The organism is Streptomyces sp. NBC_01288, assembly GCF_035982055.1.
In the GTDB taxonomy this organism is placed as follows: Bacteria; Actinomycetota; Actinomycetes; order Streptomycetales; family Streptomycetaceae; genus Streptomyces.
The window spans coordinates 8,213,975-8,229,938 of the sequence record NZ_CP108427.1 but is presented as its reverse complement, the minus strand read 5'-3'; the positions used below and the strand labels follow the sequence as shown (position 1 = coordinate 8,229,938).

The following is a 15,964-nucleotide window of genomic DNA, read 5'->3' as shown; positions in this document are numbered from 1 at the left end:
CTTCAGGAAGCTTCTGTAGCGGCGACTTTGTCGAGGTGAGTACGCGCGCGTGCCTTCCGCGCCGCCGGCACCACCAGCGGCGTCCCCGTCTCCGGGTCGTCGATGACCTGGCAGCGCAGCCCGAAGACCTCCTCGACCAGCTCGGCCGTGACGATGTCGCCCGGGGCACCCTGTGCGATCACCGCGCCCTCCCGCAGCGCGATGAGGTGGGTGGCGTACCGGGCCGCGTGGTTGAGGTCGTGCAGCACCGCGACCAGCGTGCGGCCCTGCTCCTCGTGCAGCTCGGCGCACAGGTCGAGGACGTCGATCTGATGCTGGATGTCCAGGTAGGTGGTCGGCTCGTCGAGCAGCAGCAGGGGCGTCTGCTGGGCCAGCGCCATCGCGATCCACACGCGCTGCCGCTGCCCGCCGGAGAGTTCGTCGACATAGCGATCGGCCAGCTCGGCGACTCCGGTCTGCGCCATCGACTCCTGTACGACCCGCTCGTCCTCGGTGGACCACTGGCGCAGGATGCCCTGGTGCGGGTACCGGCCGCGGCCCACGAGGTCGCCGACGGTGATCCCGTCGGGCGCGATGGACGACTGCGGGAGCAGACCGAGCGTGCGTGCGACCTTCTTCGCCGGCATCGACTGGATGACCTGCCCGTCGAGCAGCACCCGGCCGTCGGTCGGCTTCAGCATCCGCGACAGCGCCCGGAGCAGCGTGGACTTGCCGCACGCGTTCGGGCCGACGATCACCGTGAAGGAGTTGTCGGGTATCTCCACCGACAACTCGCGTGCGATGACGCGCTGATCGTAGGCGAGGGTGACGTTCTCGGCGGACAGGCGGTTCACGGTGCTCCTTCGATTGTTCAGCCCGCTGCTGAGGCCGCTCTGGTTGCTCTGGTCGCTCATATCCGGCCCGCCTTGCGCTCGGTGACCAGGAGCCAGAGCAGGTAGACCCCGCCGAGGACTCCGGTGACCACGCCCACGGGCAACTGGTCGGCGCCGAACGCCCGTTGGGACGCCCAGTCGGCGGTGACCAGCAGGGTGGCGCCCATGCACAGCGAGGGCATCAGGTTCGGCCCCGGCGAGCGGGTCAGGCGCCGGGCGAGCTGCGGCGCCGTAAGCGCCACGAAGCCGACGGGTCCGGCGGCGGCGGTCGCGGCCGAGGTGAGCAGCACGGCGGCCACCATCAGCAGCAGCCGTACGCGCTCGACGCGCACCCCGAGGGCGTACGACACGTCGTCGCCCATCTCCATCATCCGCAGCCCGCGCGCATTGGCGAGGACGAGCGGCAGGAGTACGGCGCACAGCGCGAGGAGCGGCCAGACCTGGGTCCAGTCACGGCCGTTGAGGGAACCGGTCATCCACACGACCGCGCGGGCCGCGTCGACGAGGTCGGCCTTGGTGAGCAGATAGCCGTTGACCGCGGTGACGACGGCGGAGACGCCGATGCCGACCAGGACGAGCCGGTAGCCGTGCACCCCCTGCTTCCAGGCGAGCAGATAGATCGCGACCCCGGTGACCAGACCGCCGACGAGCGCCCCGAGGGTGACGGCGGTCGCGCTGCCGGAGAACAGCACGATGACGACGAGCGCCCCGGCCGTCGACCCCTGCGAGAGGCCGAGCACGTCCGGACTCCCCAGCGGATTACGGGAGATGGACTGGAACAGCGCACCGCCGAGCCCGAGCGAGGCACCGACAAGGAGGCCGACGAGCACGCGCGGCAGCCGCAGTTCGTTGACGATGAACTCCTGACCCGCGTCACCGCCCCCGAACAGCGTCTTGAGCACGTCACCGGCCGAGATCGGGAAGTCCCCGGTGCCGATCAGCACCACACTCGCGGCGAGCGCGCAGGCCAGGAGAAGGAGGACGACCGTGAAGGCGCGGAGGTCGAGGCGGACGGAGAGGCCACCGGTCCGGACAGCCCGCGTACGGAGCGCCCGGGTCGGCGTCACCTCCACGGCCGGGCCGTCCTGCGCCGTCGTAGAAGAGGGATTCACAGCTGAGTCGTCCTTCGGCGCCGCACGAGATAGATGAAGACCGGACCGCCGATGACCGCGGTGACGATGCCGACCTGAAGCTCCGCGGGCCGCGCGATCAACCGGCCCAGGACATCCGCGCCGAGCAGCAGCACGGGCGACAGGATCGTGGCGTACGGCAGGATCCAGCGCAGGTCGGGGCCGGTGAAGGAGCGCACCACGTGCGGCACCATCAGGCCGACGAACACGATCGGGCCGCAGGCGGCCGTCGCCGCGCCGCACAGCACGGTCGCGGAGAGCATGGCGAGCGCGCGGGTCCGGTTGAGGTTGGCGCCGAGGGCGCGGGCGGTGTCGTCGCCCATCGCGACCGCGTTGAGCGGCCGGGCGAGCAGCAGGGAGGTCACCGTGCCGACCGCGAAGAACGGGGCGACCTGCGTGATCGTCGAGCCGCTGGCCGAGGCCAGTGAACCGACCGTCCAGAAGCGCATCTTGGAGAGCGCCGCGTCGTCCATGATCATGACGGCCTGGAGATAGCCGTAGAGCGCGGCACTGATCGCGGTGCCGGCGAGGGCGAGGCGCACGGGTGTGGCACCCCGGCTGCCGCCCAGGAACCAGACCAGCGCGCCGACCACGGCCGCGCCCGCGAAGGCGAACCAGACGTAGCCGCTCAGCGAGGTGACACCGAAGTAGGTGATCGCGGTGACGACCGCGGCCGAGGCGCCGGCGTTGATACCGAGCAGACCGGGGTCCGCGAGGGGGTTGCGGGTGAGCGCCTGGAGGACGGCGCCGGAGAGGCCGAGCGCGGCACCGGCGAGCAGCCCGAGGACCGTACGGGATATCCGGTCGCCGACCACGACGTCCGCGTACGTCCCCGAGTCATGGAACAGGCCGTGCCACACATCCCCCAACGGCAGCGATTTCGCGCCGATCGCGATGCTCGCCAGGGCCACGAGGACCAGGAGCGCCACGGAGGCGAAGAGCCCAAGGACACGTATCGCCCGGCGGGTTGGGGGCGCGGGGGCGGTCTCCGCGCGCTGTTCTGGGGGACTGTCGACCAACACGTGGTTAGGTTAGCCTACCCTCGCACCCGAGCCGAAGGCCGAGTCCCGCCACCCCCTTGCGATGAGCGGCGCCTCACAACCCCAGTCGCGCCAGCGCCTTCTCCCCGTCCAGCGCGCAGGAGCCGTCGCCCGCCGCCGTCCAGGCCGCCGCGCAGAGCGCCCGGAGCCCGTCCAAGGGCTCGCCCTCACCGTCGAGTTCCAGTCGGTCGCGGCCCGCCGTCGCCGTCCAGCCACCGCACCGGAAGCCGTCTCCCGCCCCGGTGACCTCGGGCTGCGCGGTGAGCATGCCCCGCAGATCGGCGTCGACGTACGTCGGCCGGTGCTGCGGCGGCGCGGCGAGGAGCTGCGCGCCGTCGGTCACGCCGGTCAGGACGAGCAGCGAGTCGACATCCCCGTTGAACGCCCCCTCGATGTCCGTGTCCAGCCGGTCCCCTACGACCAACGGCCGCTCGGCGCCCGTGCGCAGGATCGTCTCCTTGTGCATCGGCGGCAACGGCTTGCCCGCCACCTGCGGCTCGGCCCCGGTCGCTATCCGTACGACCTCCACCGCCGCGCCATTGCCCGGCGCGATGCCGCGCGCGCTCGGGATCGTCAGGTCGGTGTTGGACGCGAACCACGGCACCCCGCGCGCGATGGCGTAACAGGCCTCCGCGAAGCGCCCCCAGGCCAGGTCGGGGCCGCCGTAACCCTGCACGACCGCGACCGGCTCGTCGTCCGCCGAGTCGACGGGCTCAAGACCGCGCTCGCGCAGCGCGACCCGCAGCCCCTCCCCGCCGATCACCAGCACGCGCGAACCCGCCGGCACCTGCTCGCTGATCAGCCGGGCGACGGCCTGCGCGGAGGTGATGACGTCGTCGGCCCCGGTCGGTATCCCCAACTCGGTGAGATGCTCGGCCACCGCGTCCGGCGTCCGCAGCGCGTTGTTGGTGACATAGGCGAGCCGCATGCCGCCCGCGCGGGCGGTGGCGAGCGAGTCGACCGCGTGGGCGATCGCGTTGCCCCCCGCGTACACCACCCCGTCGAGGTCGAGCAGCGCCGTGTCGTACGCCTCGCTCAGGGCCCGGGCACTGCCGTCGGGGCTCGTCCTGACGCTCTGGCTCATTCCACATCGCTCCTCGTTCGATCGCTTTCACCCGATCATCCCGCATGCCACTGACACACGTACGATGCCGGGATGAACACCGCAGGTCACTCGGAAGCAACGGAGCGCCGAGGCCTGGAACTCACCCCGTTCCGAGGCCTTCGCTACGATCCCGACCTGGTCGGCAGCCTGGCCGCCGTGACGTCCCCACCGTACGACGTGGTCGTACGCCCCGACGGCCTGCACCACCTCCAGGACGCCGACCCGCACAACATCGTCCGGCTGATCCTCCCGCAGGCCGTCACCCCGAGCGCCCGCAACGAGCAGGCCGCCGACACCCTGCGCCGCTGGCTCTCCGAGGGAGTCCTCACCACCGACCCCGAGCCCGGCCTGTACGTCTACGAACAGCGCGACGGCAGCGGCCTGTTGCAGCGCGGCGTCATCGGCGCCCTGCGCCTGTCGGACCCGTCGGAGGGTGTGGTCCTGCCCCACGAGGACGTCATGCCGCATGTGGTCGCGGACCGCGCGGCCCTCATGCGCGCCACCTCCGCGAACCTCGAACCCCTGCTCCTGACGTACCGCGGCAACGGCTCACCGGCCGACACGACGACGGTGGTCGAGCGCATCGCCGAGGCCCCCGCCCTCCTGTCGACGACTACAGAGGACGGCTACAGCCACCGCCTGTGGTCGGTCACCGACCCCACGGACCTGGCCCGCATCCAGACGGACCTCGCCCACCACCAGGCCCTGATCGCCGACGGCCATCACCGCTGGGCGACCTATCGACGTCTACGCGCGGAGCATCCCTCCCCCAGTCCCTGGGACTTCGGCCTGGTCCTCCTCGTCGACACGGCTCGCTACCCGCTCCGCGTCCGCGCGATCCACCGCCTCCTGCACGGCGTCCCGGTGTCCGACGCCCTCGCCGCCCTGGACGGCCTGTTCCGCGTACAACACCTTGACGTGCCCCTCCCGGAGGCCCTGGAGGTCCTCGCCGACGCGGCCTGCGCGGGCAACGCCTTCCTCCTCGCCGGCGACGGCGCCTTCCACCTGGTCGACCACCCGGACCCGGACCTCCTGGCCCGTACGATCCCGGCCGACCGCCCCACGGCCTGGCGCACCCTGGACGCGACGGTCCTGCACGCCACTCTCCTGGACCACGTCTGGCTCATCCCCGAGGACGACCCGACCCGCATCGCCTACATCCACGACACCGCCGCCACGGTCCGCAAGGCCGAACGCGACGGCGGTACGGCCGTGTTGATGCACCCCGTCCGCGAGGAGGTCGTACGCGACCTGGCCCGCCAGGGCGTCACGATGCCCCGCAAGTCGACGTCCTTCGGCCCGAAACCGGCCTCGGGGCTGGTGCTGCGCGCGCTGGACGTCTGAGACGCGGCCGTCGACACCGGAACCGCGAAAGGGCGGAACCCCAGGTGCCGGGGTCCCGCCCTTTTCACTTCACTGACGCAGGTCAGTTCTTGTCGTCGTCTTCTTCTTTAAGAAGGACATCTTCCTTGACGACGTCCTTCTCGGTCTCGGCCGCGGCTTCGACCTCGTCGTCGTCCTCGTCCTCGATGTCGTCGTCCTCGTCCTCGTCGTCCAACTCGTCGACTACGGAGACGTCGTCCTGGGGCTCGACCTCGTCGTCGACCTCAGTCTCAGCGTCGATCTCGGTGTCGCTCTCGTCCTCGTCTTCGTCCTCGACGAACGCGTCGACGAACTCGACACCGTCCATCTCGGCGAGCCGGTCCGACGCGTCCGTGCTGCCGTCCTTGTCGGACTCCACGGCCTTGGCGAACCACTCACGCGCCTCGCCCTCACGCCCGGCGGCGAGCAGGGCGTCGGCGTAGGCGTACCGCAGGCGCGCGGTCCACGGCTGCACGGTGTTCGAGGCCAGCTCCGGGCTCTGCAACGTGACGATGGCCGCGTCGAGCTGGTCCATGTCACGCCGGGCGCCGGCCGCGACGAGCCGCATCTCGACCTGCCCGGCCTTGTCGAGCTTGTGCACCTCGGCGGCGCCGGCCATCTCCAGCGCCTTCTCGGGCCGCCCGAGCCCACGCTCACAGTCGGCCATCACGGGCCACAGGTCCACGCTGCCGGTCATCCGCCGCGCGGCCCGGAACTCGGCCAGCGCCTCGCTGTACTTCTGGTTCGCGTACGCGGCGAACCCGGCCGCCTCACGTACGGCGGCGACACGCGACGCCAGACGCAGGGCGATCTTCGAGTAGGCATAGGCACCCTCGGGGTCCTCGTCGATGAGCCGGGCGACCATCACCAGGTTCTTCGAGACGTCCTCCGCGAGCCCCTTCGGCAGACTCATCAGCTCCTGCCGTACGTCCTTGTCGATCTCCTCGCCCGTGACGTCCTCGGGGATCGGCAGCCGCTTGATCGGCTCACGGTCACGCTCCCGCTCGTCACGGAACCGGCTGCCGCCACCGCGGCGGTCATCGCCCCGACGGTCGTCACGCCGGTCATCGCGGCGGTCGTCCCGCCGGAACGCCGGTCGCTCACCACGGCTGTCGTCCCGACGGAACCCTCCGCGGTCTCCACCGCGGTCATCGCGACGGGGACCGGACGGACGGTCGTCACGGCGCGGACCGGCGGGACGGTCATCCCGACGGGGACCGGAGGGCCGGTCATCACGACGAGGCGCCGCCGAACGGTCGTCACGCCCACGGAAACCGCCACGGTCACCGCGGTCGTCGTCACGCCGGAAGGCAGGACGCTCGCCCCGGTTGTCGCTGCGGTCGTCACGCCGGAACGGAGGCCGCTCACCACGGCTGTCATCCCGACGGAAGGCCGGACGATCCCCACCCCGGTCATCACGACGCGGCCCGGACGGACGGTCGTCACGGCGGGGGTAGCTGCCACGGTCACCACGGTCGTCATCACGCCTGAAAGCGGGACGGTCACCGTCACGGCGGTCATCCCTACGGTCATCACGCCGGAACGGCGGACGCTCACCACGGCTGTCATCCCGACGGAAGGCCGGACGCTCGCCGCCGCGGTCATCGCGACGGGGGCCGGCGGGCCGGTCGTCACGACGCGGAGCCGCGGAACGGTCGTCACGGCCGCGGTAGCCACCGCGATCGTCACTGCCACGGCTGTCGCTACGGCGGTCATCGCGACGGTCGTCACGGCGGGGGTAGCTGCCACGGTCACCACGGTCGTCGTCACGCCGGAAGGCAGGACGCTCGCCCCGGTTGTCGCTGCGGTCGTCACGCCGGAACGGAGGCCGCTCACCGCGATTGTCGTCGCGCCGGAAACCGCCACCGCCACCGCGGTTGTCGTCACGCCGGAACGGCGGACGCTCGCCACGGCTGTCATCGCGACGGAAACCACCGCGATCACCACCACCACGGTTGTCGTCGCGACGCTCGCCACCACGGTTGTCGCTGCGGTCGTCACGGCGGAACGCGGGCCGCTCACCACGGTTGTCGTCCCGACGGAAACCACCGGGACGTCCTCCGCGCTCGCCGCCACGGTCATCGCGACGGGGACCGGCCGGACGGTCGTCACGGCGCGGACCCGCAGGACGGTCATCCCGACGCGGGCCGGCGGAACGGTCGTCACGGCCACGGAAACCGCCGCGATCGCCACCGCCACCGCTGCCGGGACCGCCGCTGCCACGGTCGTCGCGGCGAGGGGCACCACCACGGTTGTCATCGCGACGGCCGTAGCCACCGCGATCACCGCTGCTGCCGCCGCGGTCGTTTCCTCGGTCGTTGCTACGGCTCGGGCCTCCGCGGTACCCGCCACGGTCGCCGCGGTCACCACTGTCCCGTCGCCGCTCCTCGCGCTCGGGTCGGTCCTCGGGAGAGTTGGTGGACATCGGTGACTCCTGTCTTCGGTACCGCAAGTCATTCTCGCGCAGCCGGCTACTCGGCGCGCTCCGGACTGTGTTTCTGAGAGTTTCTGGAAAAACAAAAGGACCCCTGGTCCCAGCGTGAACGCTGGGACCAGGGGTCCTCCAAATATTGTTCGGCGGCGTCCTACTCTCCCACAGGGTCCCCCCTGCAGTACCATCGGCGCTGTAAGGCTTAGCTTCCGGGTTCGAAATGTAACCGGGCGTTTCCCTCACGCTATGACCACCGAAACCCTAATGGTTTCGAGCGAACAAGCACACTTTTCTGTTGTGTGGTTCAAGCTCTAGCCGACAACTGTTCGTTGTCTCAGAACTAACACAGTGGACGCGAGCAACTGAGGACAAGCCCTCGGCCTATTAGTACCGGTCACCTCCAGCGGTTACCCGCCTTCCAGATCCGGCCTATCAACCCAGTCGTCTACTGGGAGCCTTAACCCCTCAAGGGGGTGGGAACACTCATCTCGAAGCAGGCTTCCCGCTTAGATGCTTTCAGCGGTTATCCCTCCCGAACGTAGCCAACCAGCCATGCCCTTGGCAGAACAACTGGCACACCAGAGGTTCGTCCGTCCCGGTCCTCTCGTACTAGGGACAGCCCTTCTCAATGTTCCTGCGCGCGCAGCGGATAGGGACCGAACTGTCTCACGACGTTCTAAACCCAGCTCGCGTACCGCTTTAATGGGCGAACAGCCCAACCCTTGGGACCGACTCCAGCCCCAGGATGCGACGAGCCGACATCGAGGTGCCAAACCATCCCGTCGATATGGACTCTTGGGGAAGATCAGCCTGTTATCCCCGGGGTACCTTTTATCCGTTGAGCGACGGCGCTTCCACAAGCCACCGCCGGATCACTAGTCCCGACTTTCGTCCCTGCTCGACCCGTCGGTCTCACAGTCAAGCTCCCTTGTGCACTTACACTCAACACCTGATTGCCAACCAGGCTGAGGGAACCTTTGGGCGCCTCCGTTACTCTTTAGGAGGCAACCGCCCCAGTTAAACTACCCATCAGACACTGTCCCTGATCCGGATCACGGACCCAGGTTAGACATCCAGCACGACCAGACTGGTATTTCAACGACGACTCCCCCTGAACTGGCGTCCAGAGTTCACAGTCTCCCAGCTATCCTACACAAGCCGAACCGAACACCAATATCAAACTGTAGTAAAGGTCCCGGGGTCTTTCCGTCCTGCTGCGCGAAACGAGCATCTTTACTCGTAGTGCAATTTCACCGGGCCTATGGTTGAGACAGTCGAGAAGTCGTTACGCCATTCGTGCAGGTCGGAACTTACCCGACAAGGAATTTCGCTACCTTAGGATGGTTATAGTTACCACCGCCGTTTACTGGCGCTTAAGTTCTCAGCTTCGCACACCCGAAAGTGCACTAACCGGTCCCCTTAACGTTCCAGCACCGGGCAGGCGTCAGTCCGTATACATCGCCTTACGGCTTCGCACGGACCTGTGTTTTTAGTAAACAGTCGCTTCTCGCTGGTCTCTGCGGCCACCCCCAGCTCAAGGAGTAAATCCTCTCACCAGTGATGGCCCCCCTTCTCCCGAAGTTACGGGGGCATTTTGCCGAGTTCCTTAACCATAGTTCACCCGAACGCCTCGGTATTCTCTACCTGACCACCTGAGTCGGTTTAGGGTACGGGCCGCCATGAAACTCGCTAGAGGCTTTTCTCGACAGCATAGGATCATCCACTTCACCACAATCGGCTCGGCATCAGGTCTCACCCTTGTGTCATCCGGATTTGCCTAGATGACGGGCTACACCCTTACCCCGGGACAACCACCGCCCGGGATGGACTACCTTCCTGCGTCACCCCATCACTCACCTACTAACCGCTTGGGCCGGCGGCTCCACCACTTTCCATTCCCCGAAGGGTCCGGAACGGCTTCACGGCCTTAGCATCACGATGCTCGATGTTTGACGCTTCACAGCGGGTACCGGAATATCAACCGGTTATCCATCGACTACGCCTGTCGGCCTCGCCTTAGGTCCCGACTTACCCTGGGCAGATCAGCTTGACCCAGGAACCCTTAGTCAATCGGCGCACACGTTTCTCACGTGTGTATCGCTACTCATGCCTGCATTCTCACTCGTGAACCGTCCACCACTAGCTTCCGCTGCGGCTTCACCCGGCACACGACGCTCCCCTACCCATCCCAGCACCCGTTGGGGCTTAATTGCTGAAATGACACGACTTCGGCGGTACGCTTGAGCCCCGCTACATTGTCGGCGCGGAATCACTAGACCAGTGAGCTATTACGCACTCTTTCAAGGGTGGCTGCTTCTAAGCCAACCTCCTGGTTGTCTCTGCGACTCCACATCCTTTCCCACTTAGCGTACGCTTAGGGGCCTTAGTCGATGCTCTGGGCTGTTTCCCTCTCGACCATGGAGCTTATCCCCCACAGTCTCACTGCCGTGCTCTCACTTACCGGCATTCGGAGTTTGGCTAAGGTCAGTAACCCGGTAGGGCCCATCGCCTATCCAGTGCTCTACCTCCGGCAAGAAACACACGACGCTGCACCTAAATGCATTTCGGGGAGAACCAGCTATCACGGAGTTTGATTGGCCTTTCACCCCTAACCACAGGTCATCCCCCAGGTTTTCAACCCTGGTGGGTTCGGTCCTCCACGAAGTCTTACCTCCGCTTCAACCTGCCCATGGCTAGATCACTCCGCTTCGGGTCTTGAGCGCGCTACTATATCGCCCTATTCGGACTCGCTTTCGCTACGGCTTCCCCACACGGGTTAACCTCGCAACACACCGCAAACTCGCAGGCTCATTCTTCAAAAGGCACGCAGTCACGACGCATCAAGTAAACTTGATGCGCGACGCTCCCACGGCTTGTAGGCACACGGTTTCAGGTACTATTTCACTCCGCTCCCGCGGTACTTTTCACCATTCCCTCACGGTACTATCCGCTATCGGTCACCAGGGAATATTTAGGCTTAGCGGGTGGTCCCGCCAGATTCACACGGGATTTCTCGGGCCCCGTGCTACTTGGGTGTCTCTCAAACGAGCCGTTGATGTTTCGACTACGGGGGTCTTACCCTCTACGCCGGACCTTTCGCATGTCCTTCGCCTACATCAACGGTTTCTGACTCGTCTCACAGCCGGCAGACTGTGAAAGAGAGATCCCACAACCCCGTACACGCAACCCCTGCCGGGTCTCACACGTATACGGTTTGGCCTCATCCGGTTTCGCTCGCCACTACTCCCGGAATCACGGTTGTTTTCTCTTCCTGCGGGTACTGAGATGTTTCACTTCCCCGCGTTCCCTCCACTTGCCCTATGTGTTCAGGCAAGGGTGACAGCCCATGACGACTGCCGGGTTTCCCCATTCGGAAACCCCCGGATCAAAGCCTGGTTGACGACTCCCCGGGGACTATCGTGGCCTCCCACGTCCTTCATCGGTTCCTGGTGCCAAGGCATCCACCGTGCGCCCTTAAAAACTTGGCCACAGATGCTCGCGTCCACTGTGCAGTTCTCAAACAACGACCAACCACCCGTCACACACCGCTTACACGATGCTTTACCGGGGTCGGCACTGAAGGCAGCCTCACGGCCGTGCCCTCAGACACCCAACAGCGTGCCCGGCACCATCGCCACTCGTGATCAGCTTTCCACGCCCCGAAGAGCAGTACTCGCAGCCATGAGATGACCGACAGTGCCGAATAATCAACGTTCCACCCTTGAGCAACCAGCACCGGACATTCGCCGATGAACTGGCCTCTGACCGAGCGAACTCGGTTAGAAGTGCTCCTTAGAAAGGAGGTGATCCAGCCGCACCTTCCGGTACGGCTACCTTGTTACGACTTCGTCCCAATCGCCAGTCCCACCTTCGACAGCTCCCTCCCCACAAGGGGGTTGGGCCACCGGCTTCGGGTGTTACCGACTTTCGTGACGTGACGGGCGGTGTGTACAAGGCCCGGGAACGTATTCACCGCAGCAATGCTGATCTGCGATTACTAGCAACTCCGACTTCATGGGGTCGAGTTGCAGACCCCAATCCGAACTGAGACCGGCTTTTTGAGATTCGCTCCACCTCACGGTATCGCAGCTCATTGTACCGGCCATTGTAGCACGTGTGCAGCCCAAGACATAAGGGGCATGATGACTTGACGTCGTCCCCACCTTCCTCCGAGTTGACCCCGGCGGTCTCCTGTGAGTCCCCGTCACCCCGAAGGGCACGCTGGCAACACAGGACAAGGGTTGCGCTCGTTGCGGGACTTAACCCAACATCTCACGACACGAGCTGACGACAGCCATGCACCACCTGTACACCGACCACAAGGGGGGCACTATCTCTAATGCTTTCCGGTGTATGTCAAGCCTTGGTAAGGTTCTTCGCGTTGCGTCGAATTAAGCCACATGCTCCGCTGCTTGTGCGGGCCCCCGTCAATTCCTTTGAGTTTTAGCCTTGCGGCCGTACTCCCCAGGCGGGGAACTTAATGCGTTAGCTGCGGCACCGACGACGTGGAATGTCGCCAACACCTAGTTCCCACCGTTTACGGCGTGGACTACCAGGGTATCTAATCCTGTTCGCTCCCCACGCTTTCGCTCCTCAGCGTCAGTAATGGCCCAGAGATCCGCCTTCGCCACCGGTGTTCCTCCTGATATCTGCGCATTTCACCGCTACACCAGGAATTCCGATCTCCCCTACCACACTCTAGCTAGCCCGTATCGAATGCAGACCCGGGGTTAAGCCCCGGGCTTTCACACCCGACGTGACAAGCCGCCTACGAGCTCTTTACGCCCAATAATTCCGGACAACGCTTGCGCCCTACGTATTACCGCGGCTGCTGGCACGTAGTTAGCCGGCGCTTCTTCTGCAGGTACCGTCACTTGCGCTTCTTCCCTGCTGAAAGAGGTTTACAACCCGAAGGCCGTCATCCCTCACGCGGCGTCGCTGCATCAGGCTTTCGCCCATTGTGCAATATTCCCCACTGCTGCCTCCCGTAGGAGTCTGGGCCGTGTCTCAGTCCCAGTGTGGCCGGTCGCCCTCTCAGGCCGGCTACCCGTCGTCGCCTTGGTGAGCCATTACCTCACCAACAAGCTGATAGGCCGCGGGCTCATCCTGCACCGCCGGAGCTTTTAACCCCCACACATGAGTGCGGGAGTATTATCCGGTATTAGACCCCGTTTCCAGGGCTTGTCCCAGAGTGCAGGGCAGATTGCCCACGTGTTACTCACCCGTTCGCCACTAATCCCCACCGAAGTGGTTCATCGTTCGACTTGCATGTGTTAAGCACGCCGCCAGCGTTCGTCCTGAGCCAGGATCAAACTCTCCGTGAATGTTTTCCCGTAATCGGGAATGACACACACGAGAGCGGAACAGTCAGGCGGAATAAGCCCGACCGTTCACAGCGTCCTCGCTGTATGTTTTCTTCAAAGGAACCTCGCCCCAACCATCGTGATGATGAGCTGGAGACGGGGTATCAACATATCTGGCGTTGATTTTTGGCACGCTGTTGAGTTCTCAAGGAACGGACGCTTCCTTTGTACTCACCCTCTCGGGCTTTCCTCCGGGCTTTTCCCTTCGGTCTTGCGTTTCCGACTCTATCAGACCGTTTCCGGTCCCGATTCCCTGTCGGCGGGGATTGTCAAGGGCTTTGGACTTTCGCCTGTCGGCCTTTCGACATTCACTACGTTAGCCGATCCCCTCTGCAACTCATAATCGAGTTCCGCGAGTTCGAATTCAGGCATGCAGGCACGCCGAATGCGCCCTCAGCGAGGGAGAGTCGTTAGTAGTGGGTTGGTCGCTTCCGGCTGCAGGCGATTGCCGTACCCGGGTCAAGCGGCTCGGGCTACATTACGCACCCTGCCAAGACGCGTCAACTTGGCCGACGTCTCGGCGTATGAGCCCGATACGGGCTAACCGTAGGGTCGTTGGTGATCCAGAACCGCCACGGCTGGACGGCGCCCTCGCCGGACACTCCGGTGCGGGGACCGTTGCTTACCTGATGAGAGGGGACGGGTGTACCGGCCAGCATCCTCAAGGGTGTCTCGCCCGTAGTGCACGCGTCCGTGCCGTCCAGGGAGCGGTCGACGTCCAGGGCGGTGGCCAGGCGGGCGGGGCCTTTGGCCAGTTCTTTGTCATTTCGGGCCGAGAGTCGACGTTTGCGGGCCAGCTCGGCGCCCTCGACGATCTCGCCGGCGCGGAGCAGGACCCCCCTCGCCGTGCCCTCCGGGCCGCACACCAGGTTCATGCAGTGCCACATGCCGTAGGTGAAGTAGACGTACACATGCCCGGGCGGACCGAACATCACGCCATTGCGGGCCGTAGGACCTCTGTATGCGTGGGACGCGGGGTCGTTACCGCCGTCGTAGGCCTCGACCTCTGTGATGCGCAGGACGATCGGGCCGTCGGGGGTCGTACGGACGACGAGGCGGCCCAGGAGGTCGGGGGCGACCTCCAGTACAGCGCGGTCGAAGAACTCTCTGGGGAGTGGCTTACGGTCCGGGGGCGCGATCATGGCGTCCGAGCCTAGTCCAGGCGCGCTTGTGCCAAGGGGTGGTCAAGGTTCCGTCCGCTTGCCAGGGTGTGGCGCGGAACCGGGCGCGGTCGGTTCGCGTTTGTAGGGATCAAGGGTCCATACGTAAAGGGAGAGTCATGGCGTTCAAGAAGCTGCTCGCGAGCCTGGGGGCCGGCGGGGCTTCGGTGGAGACGGTGCTGACCGAGGTCAACGTCGTTCCGGGCGGGGTCGTCCAGGGCGAGGTGCGGATCCAGGGTGGTTCCGTCGCCCAGGAGATCCAGGGGCTCTCGGTCGGGCTACAGGCCAAGGTCGAGGTCGAGAGCGGTGACCAGGAGTACAAGCAGGACATCGAGTTCACGAAGGTGCGGCTGGGCGGTGCCTTCGAGCTACAGGCGGGGACCGCGCACAACGTGCCGTTCGGGCTGGAGATCCCGTGGGAGACGCCGATCACGATGATCGACGGTCAGTCGCTGCGGGGCATGCACATCGGGGTGAGCACCGAGCTGGCGATCGCACGTGCCGTGGACTCCAGTGACCTCGACCCGGTCAACGTGCATCCGCTGCCGGCGCAGAAGGCTCTCCTGGACGCCTTCATCCGGCTGGGCTTCCGCTTCAAGAACGCGGACATGGAGCGCGGTCACATCCGGGGGACGCGGCAGAAGCTGCCGTTCTACCAGGAGATCGAGTTCCAGCCGCCGTCGCAGTACCGCGGGCTGAACCAGGTCGAGTTGAGCTTCGTGGCCGACGAGAACGCGATGGACGTCATCCTGGAGATGGACAAGAAGCCCGGCCTGTTCAGTGAGGGCAGTGACACCTTCCGCTCCTTCCAGGTGGGTCTGCACGACTTCCAGGGGACGGACTGGGCGGCGTACCTCAACCAGTGGCTGTCCGAGGTCGGCAGCAAGCGCAACTGGTTCTAGGCTCGGTGTCCACTGAAGAATCCGATCAGGAGGTACCGAGGTGACCGAGCTCAATCGGCGGCCGCTCCCCCATGACTTCCACCCGCCCGTGCCGTCGTTCACGGTGACGAGCGAGGACGTCGAGCCGGGGGCCGCGCTCAAGGACGCTCAGGTCTACGCGGCCGGCAACACCTCGCCGCAGCTGCGGTGGGAGGGCTTCCCGCCCGAGACCAAGAGTTTCGCCGTGACCTGTTACGACCCGGACGCCCCTACGGGGAGCGGGTTCTGGCACTGGACGGTGTTCGACATCCCGGCCTCGGTGACCGAGCTGCCGGAGGGGGCGGGCAGCGGCAAGTTCGAGGGGCTGCCGGAGGGCGCGGTACAGGTGCGGAACGACTACGGGTCGAAGGACTTCGGTGGTGCCGCGCCGCCGCCCGGGGACGGGCCGCACCGTTATGTGTTCACGGTGTACGCCGTGGACGCGGAGAAGCTCGGTCCGGACTCGGACGTTTCTCCCGCGGTCGTCGGTTTCAACCTGCGGTTCCACACGCTGGCGCGTGCCCAGCTGATCGGTGAGTACGAGGTTCCCGCCGAAGACTGACGTTCATGGAACGTTTGCC

General features: G+C 65.7%; 9 protein-coding genes, 3 rRNA genes and 1 pseudogene. 3 read left to right on the top strand and 10 right to left on the bottom strand.

Translation table 11 applies throughout. The annotated features are described in order from the left end of the window. Nucleotides 1-2 precede the first annotated feature (2 nt). From OG194_RS37000 to OG194_RS36985, 4 genes are all read right to left on the bottom strand, one after another. Nucleotides 3-893, bottom strand: a complete 891-nt coding sequence (locus OG194_RS37000; protein ID WP_327405099.1) for an ABC transporter ATP-binding protein — start codon at nt 891-893, stop codon at nt 3-5. Continuing rightward, entirely contained in the window at nt 890-1,945 is a 1,056-nt protein-coding gene (locus OG194_RS36995; RefSeq protein ID WP_327407336.1) for a FecCD family ABC transporter permease, read from the bottom strand. The genes OG194_RS37000 and OG194_RS36995 overlap by 4 nt, the downstream gene beginning before the upstream one ends. A 35-nt stretch (nt 1,946-1,980) precedes the next feature. Next, entirely contained in the window at nt 1,981-3,024 is a 1,044-nt protein-coding gene (locus OG194_RS36990; RefSeq protein WP_327405098.1) for a FecCD family ABC transporter permease, read from the bottom strand. A gap of 73 nt (nt 3,025-3,097) precedes the next feature. Further along, nucleotides 3,098-4,126: an HAD hydrolase-like protein gene (locus OG194_RS36985; protein ID WP_327405097.1), complete on the bottom strand. Its 1,029-nt coding sequence runs from the start codon at nt 4,124-4,126 to the stop codon at nt 3,098-3,100. 72 nt (nt 4,127-4,198) lie between these two features. Between OG194_RS36985 and OG194_RS36980 the strand changes: the two genes are divergently transcribed. Next, the gene (locus OG194_RS36980; RefSeq protein WP_327405096.1) at nt 4,199-5,491 is read left to right on the top strand and encodes a DUF1015 domain-containing protein; all 1,293 of its coding nucleotides are present in this window, start codon (nt 4,199-4,201) and stop codon (nt 5,489-5,491) included. An 82-nt stretch (nt 5,492-5,573) separates the two neighbouring features. Here the strand turns inward: OG194_RS36980 and OG194_RS36975 are convergent, their stop codons facing one another. The 6 genes and pseudogenes from OG194_RS36975 to OG194_RS36950 all read right to left on the bottom strand — a co-directional run bounded on the left by OG194_RS36975 (nt 5,574) and on the right by OG194_RS36950 (nt 14,445). Beyond that, on the bottom strand, nt 5,574-6,422 hold the full coding sequence (locus OG194_RS36975; RefSeq protein WP_327407335.1) for a hypothetical protein: 849 nt from the start codon (nt 6,420-6,422) through the stop codon (nt 5,574-5,576). A 519-nt stretch (nt 6,423-6,941) separates the two neighbouring features. Then, nucleotides 6,942-7,835 (bottom strand): annotated as a pseudogene (locus tag OG194_RS47760) (hypothetical protein); the annotation flags it as partial. Nucleotides 7,836-8,081: 246 nt separating this feature from the next. Further along, nucleotides 8,082-8,198: ribosomal RNA gene (gene rrf, locus OG194_RS36965) — 5S ribosomal RNA — on the bottom strand. Between the two features lie 106 nt (nt 8,199-8,304). Then, a 23S ribosomal RNA gene (locus OG194_RS36960) occupies nt 8,305-11,428 on the bottom strand. A 308-nt stretch (nt 11,429-11,736) separates the two neighbouring features. Continuing rightward, a 16S ribosomal RNA gene (locus tag OG194_RS36955) occupies nt 11,737-13,264 on the bottom strand. The 16S, 23S and 5S rRNA genes sit together here, the layout of an rRNA operon. Nucleotides 13,265-13,803: 539 nt before the next feature. After that, the gene (locus OG194_RS36950; protein ID WP_327405095.1) at nt 13,804-14,445 is read right to left on the bottom strand and encodes a DNA-3-methyladenine glycosylase; all 642 of its coding nucleotides are present in this window, start codon (nt 14,443-14,445) and stop codon (nt 13,804-13,806) included. Between the two features lie 137 nt (nt 14,446-14,582). Here OG194_RS36950 and OG194_RS36945 point away from each other — a divergent pair, with 137 nt between their 5' ends. Both OG194_RS36945 and OG194_RS36940 read left to right on the top strand, forming a co-directional pair. Beyond that, the gene (locus tag OG194_RS36945; protein ID WP_266874674.1) at nt 14,583-15,365 is read left to right on the top strand and encodes a sporulation protein; all 783 of its coding nucleotides are present in this window, start codon (nt 14,583-14,585) and stop codon (nt 15,363-15,365) included. Nucleotides 15,366-15,405: 40 nt separating this feature from the next. Continuing rightward, the gene (locus tag OG194_RS36940; protein ID WP_327405094.1) at nt 15,406-15,945 is read left to right on the top strand and encodes a YbhB/YbcL family Raf kinase inhibitor-like protein; all 540 of its coding nucleotides are present in this window, start codon (nt 15,406-15,408) and stop codon (nt 15,943-15,945) included. Nucleotides 15,946-15,964 lie beyond the last annotated feature (19 nt).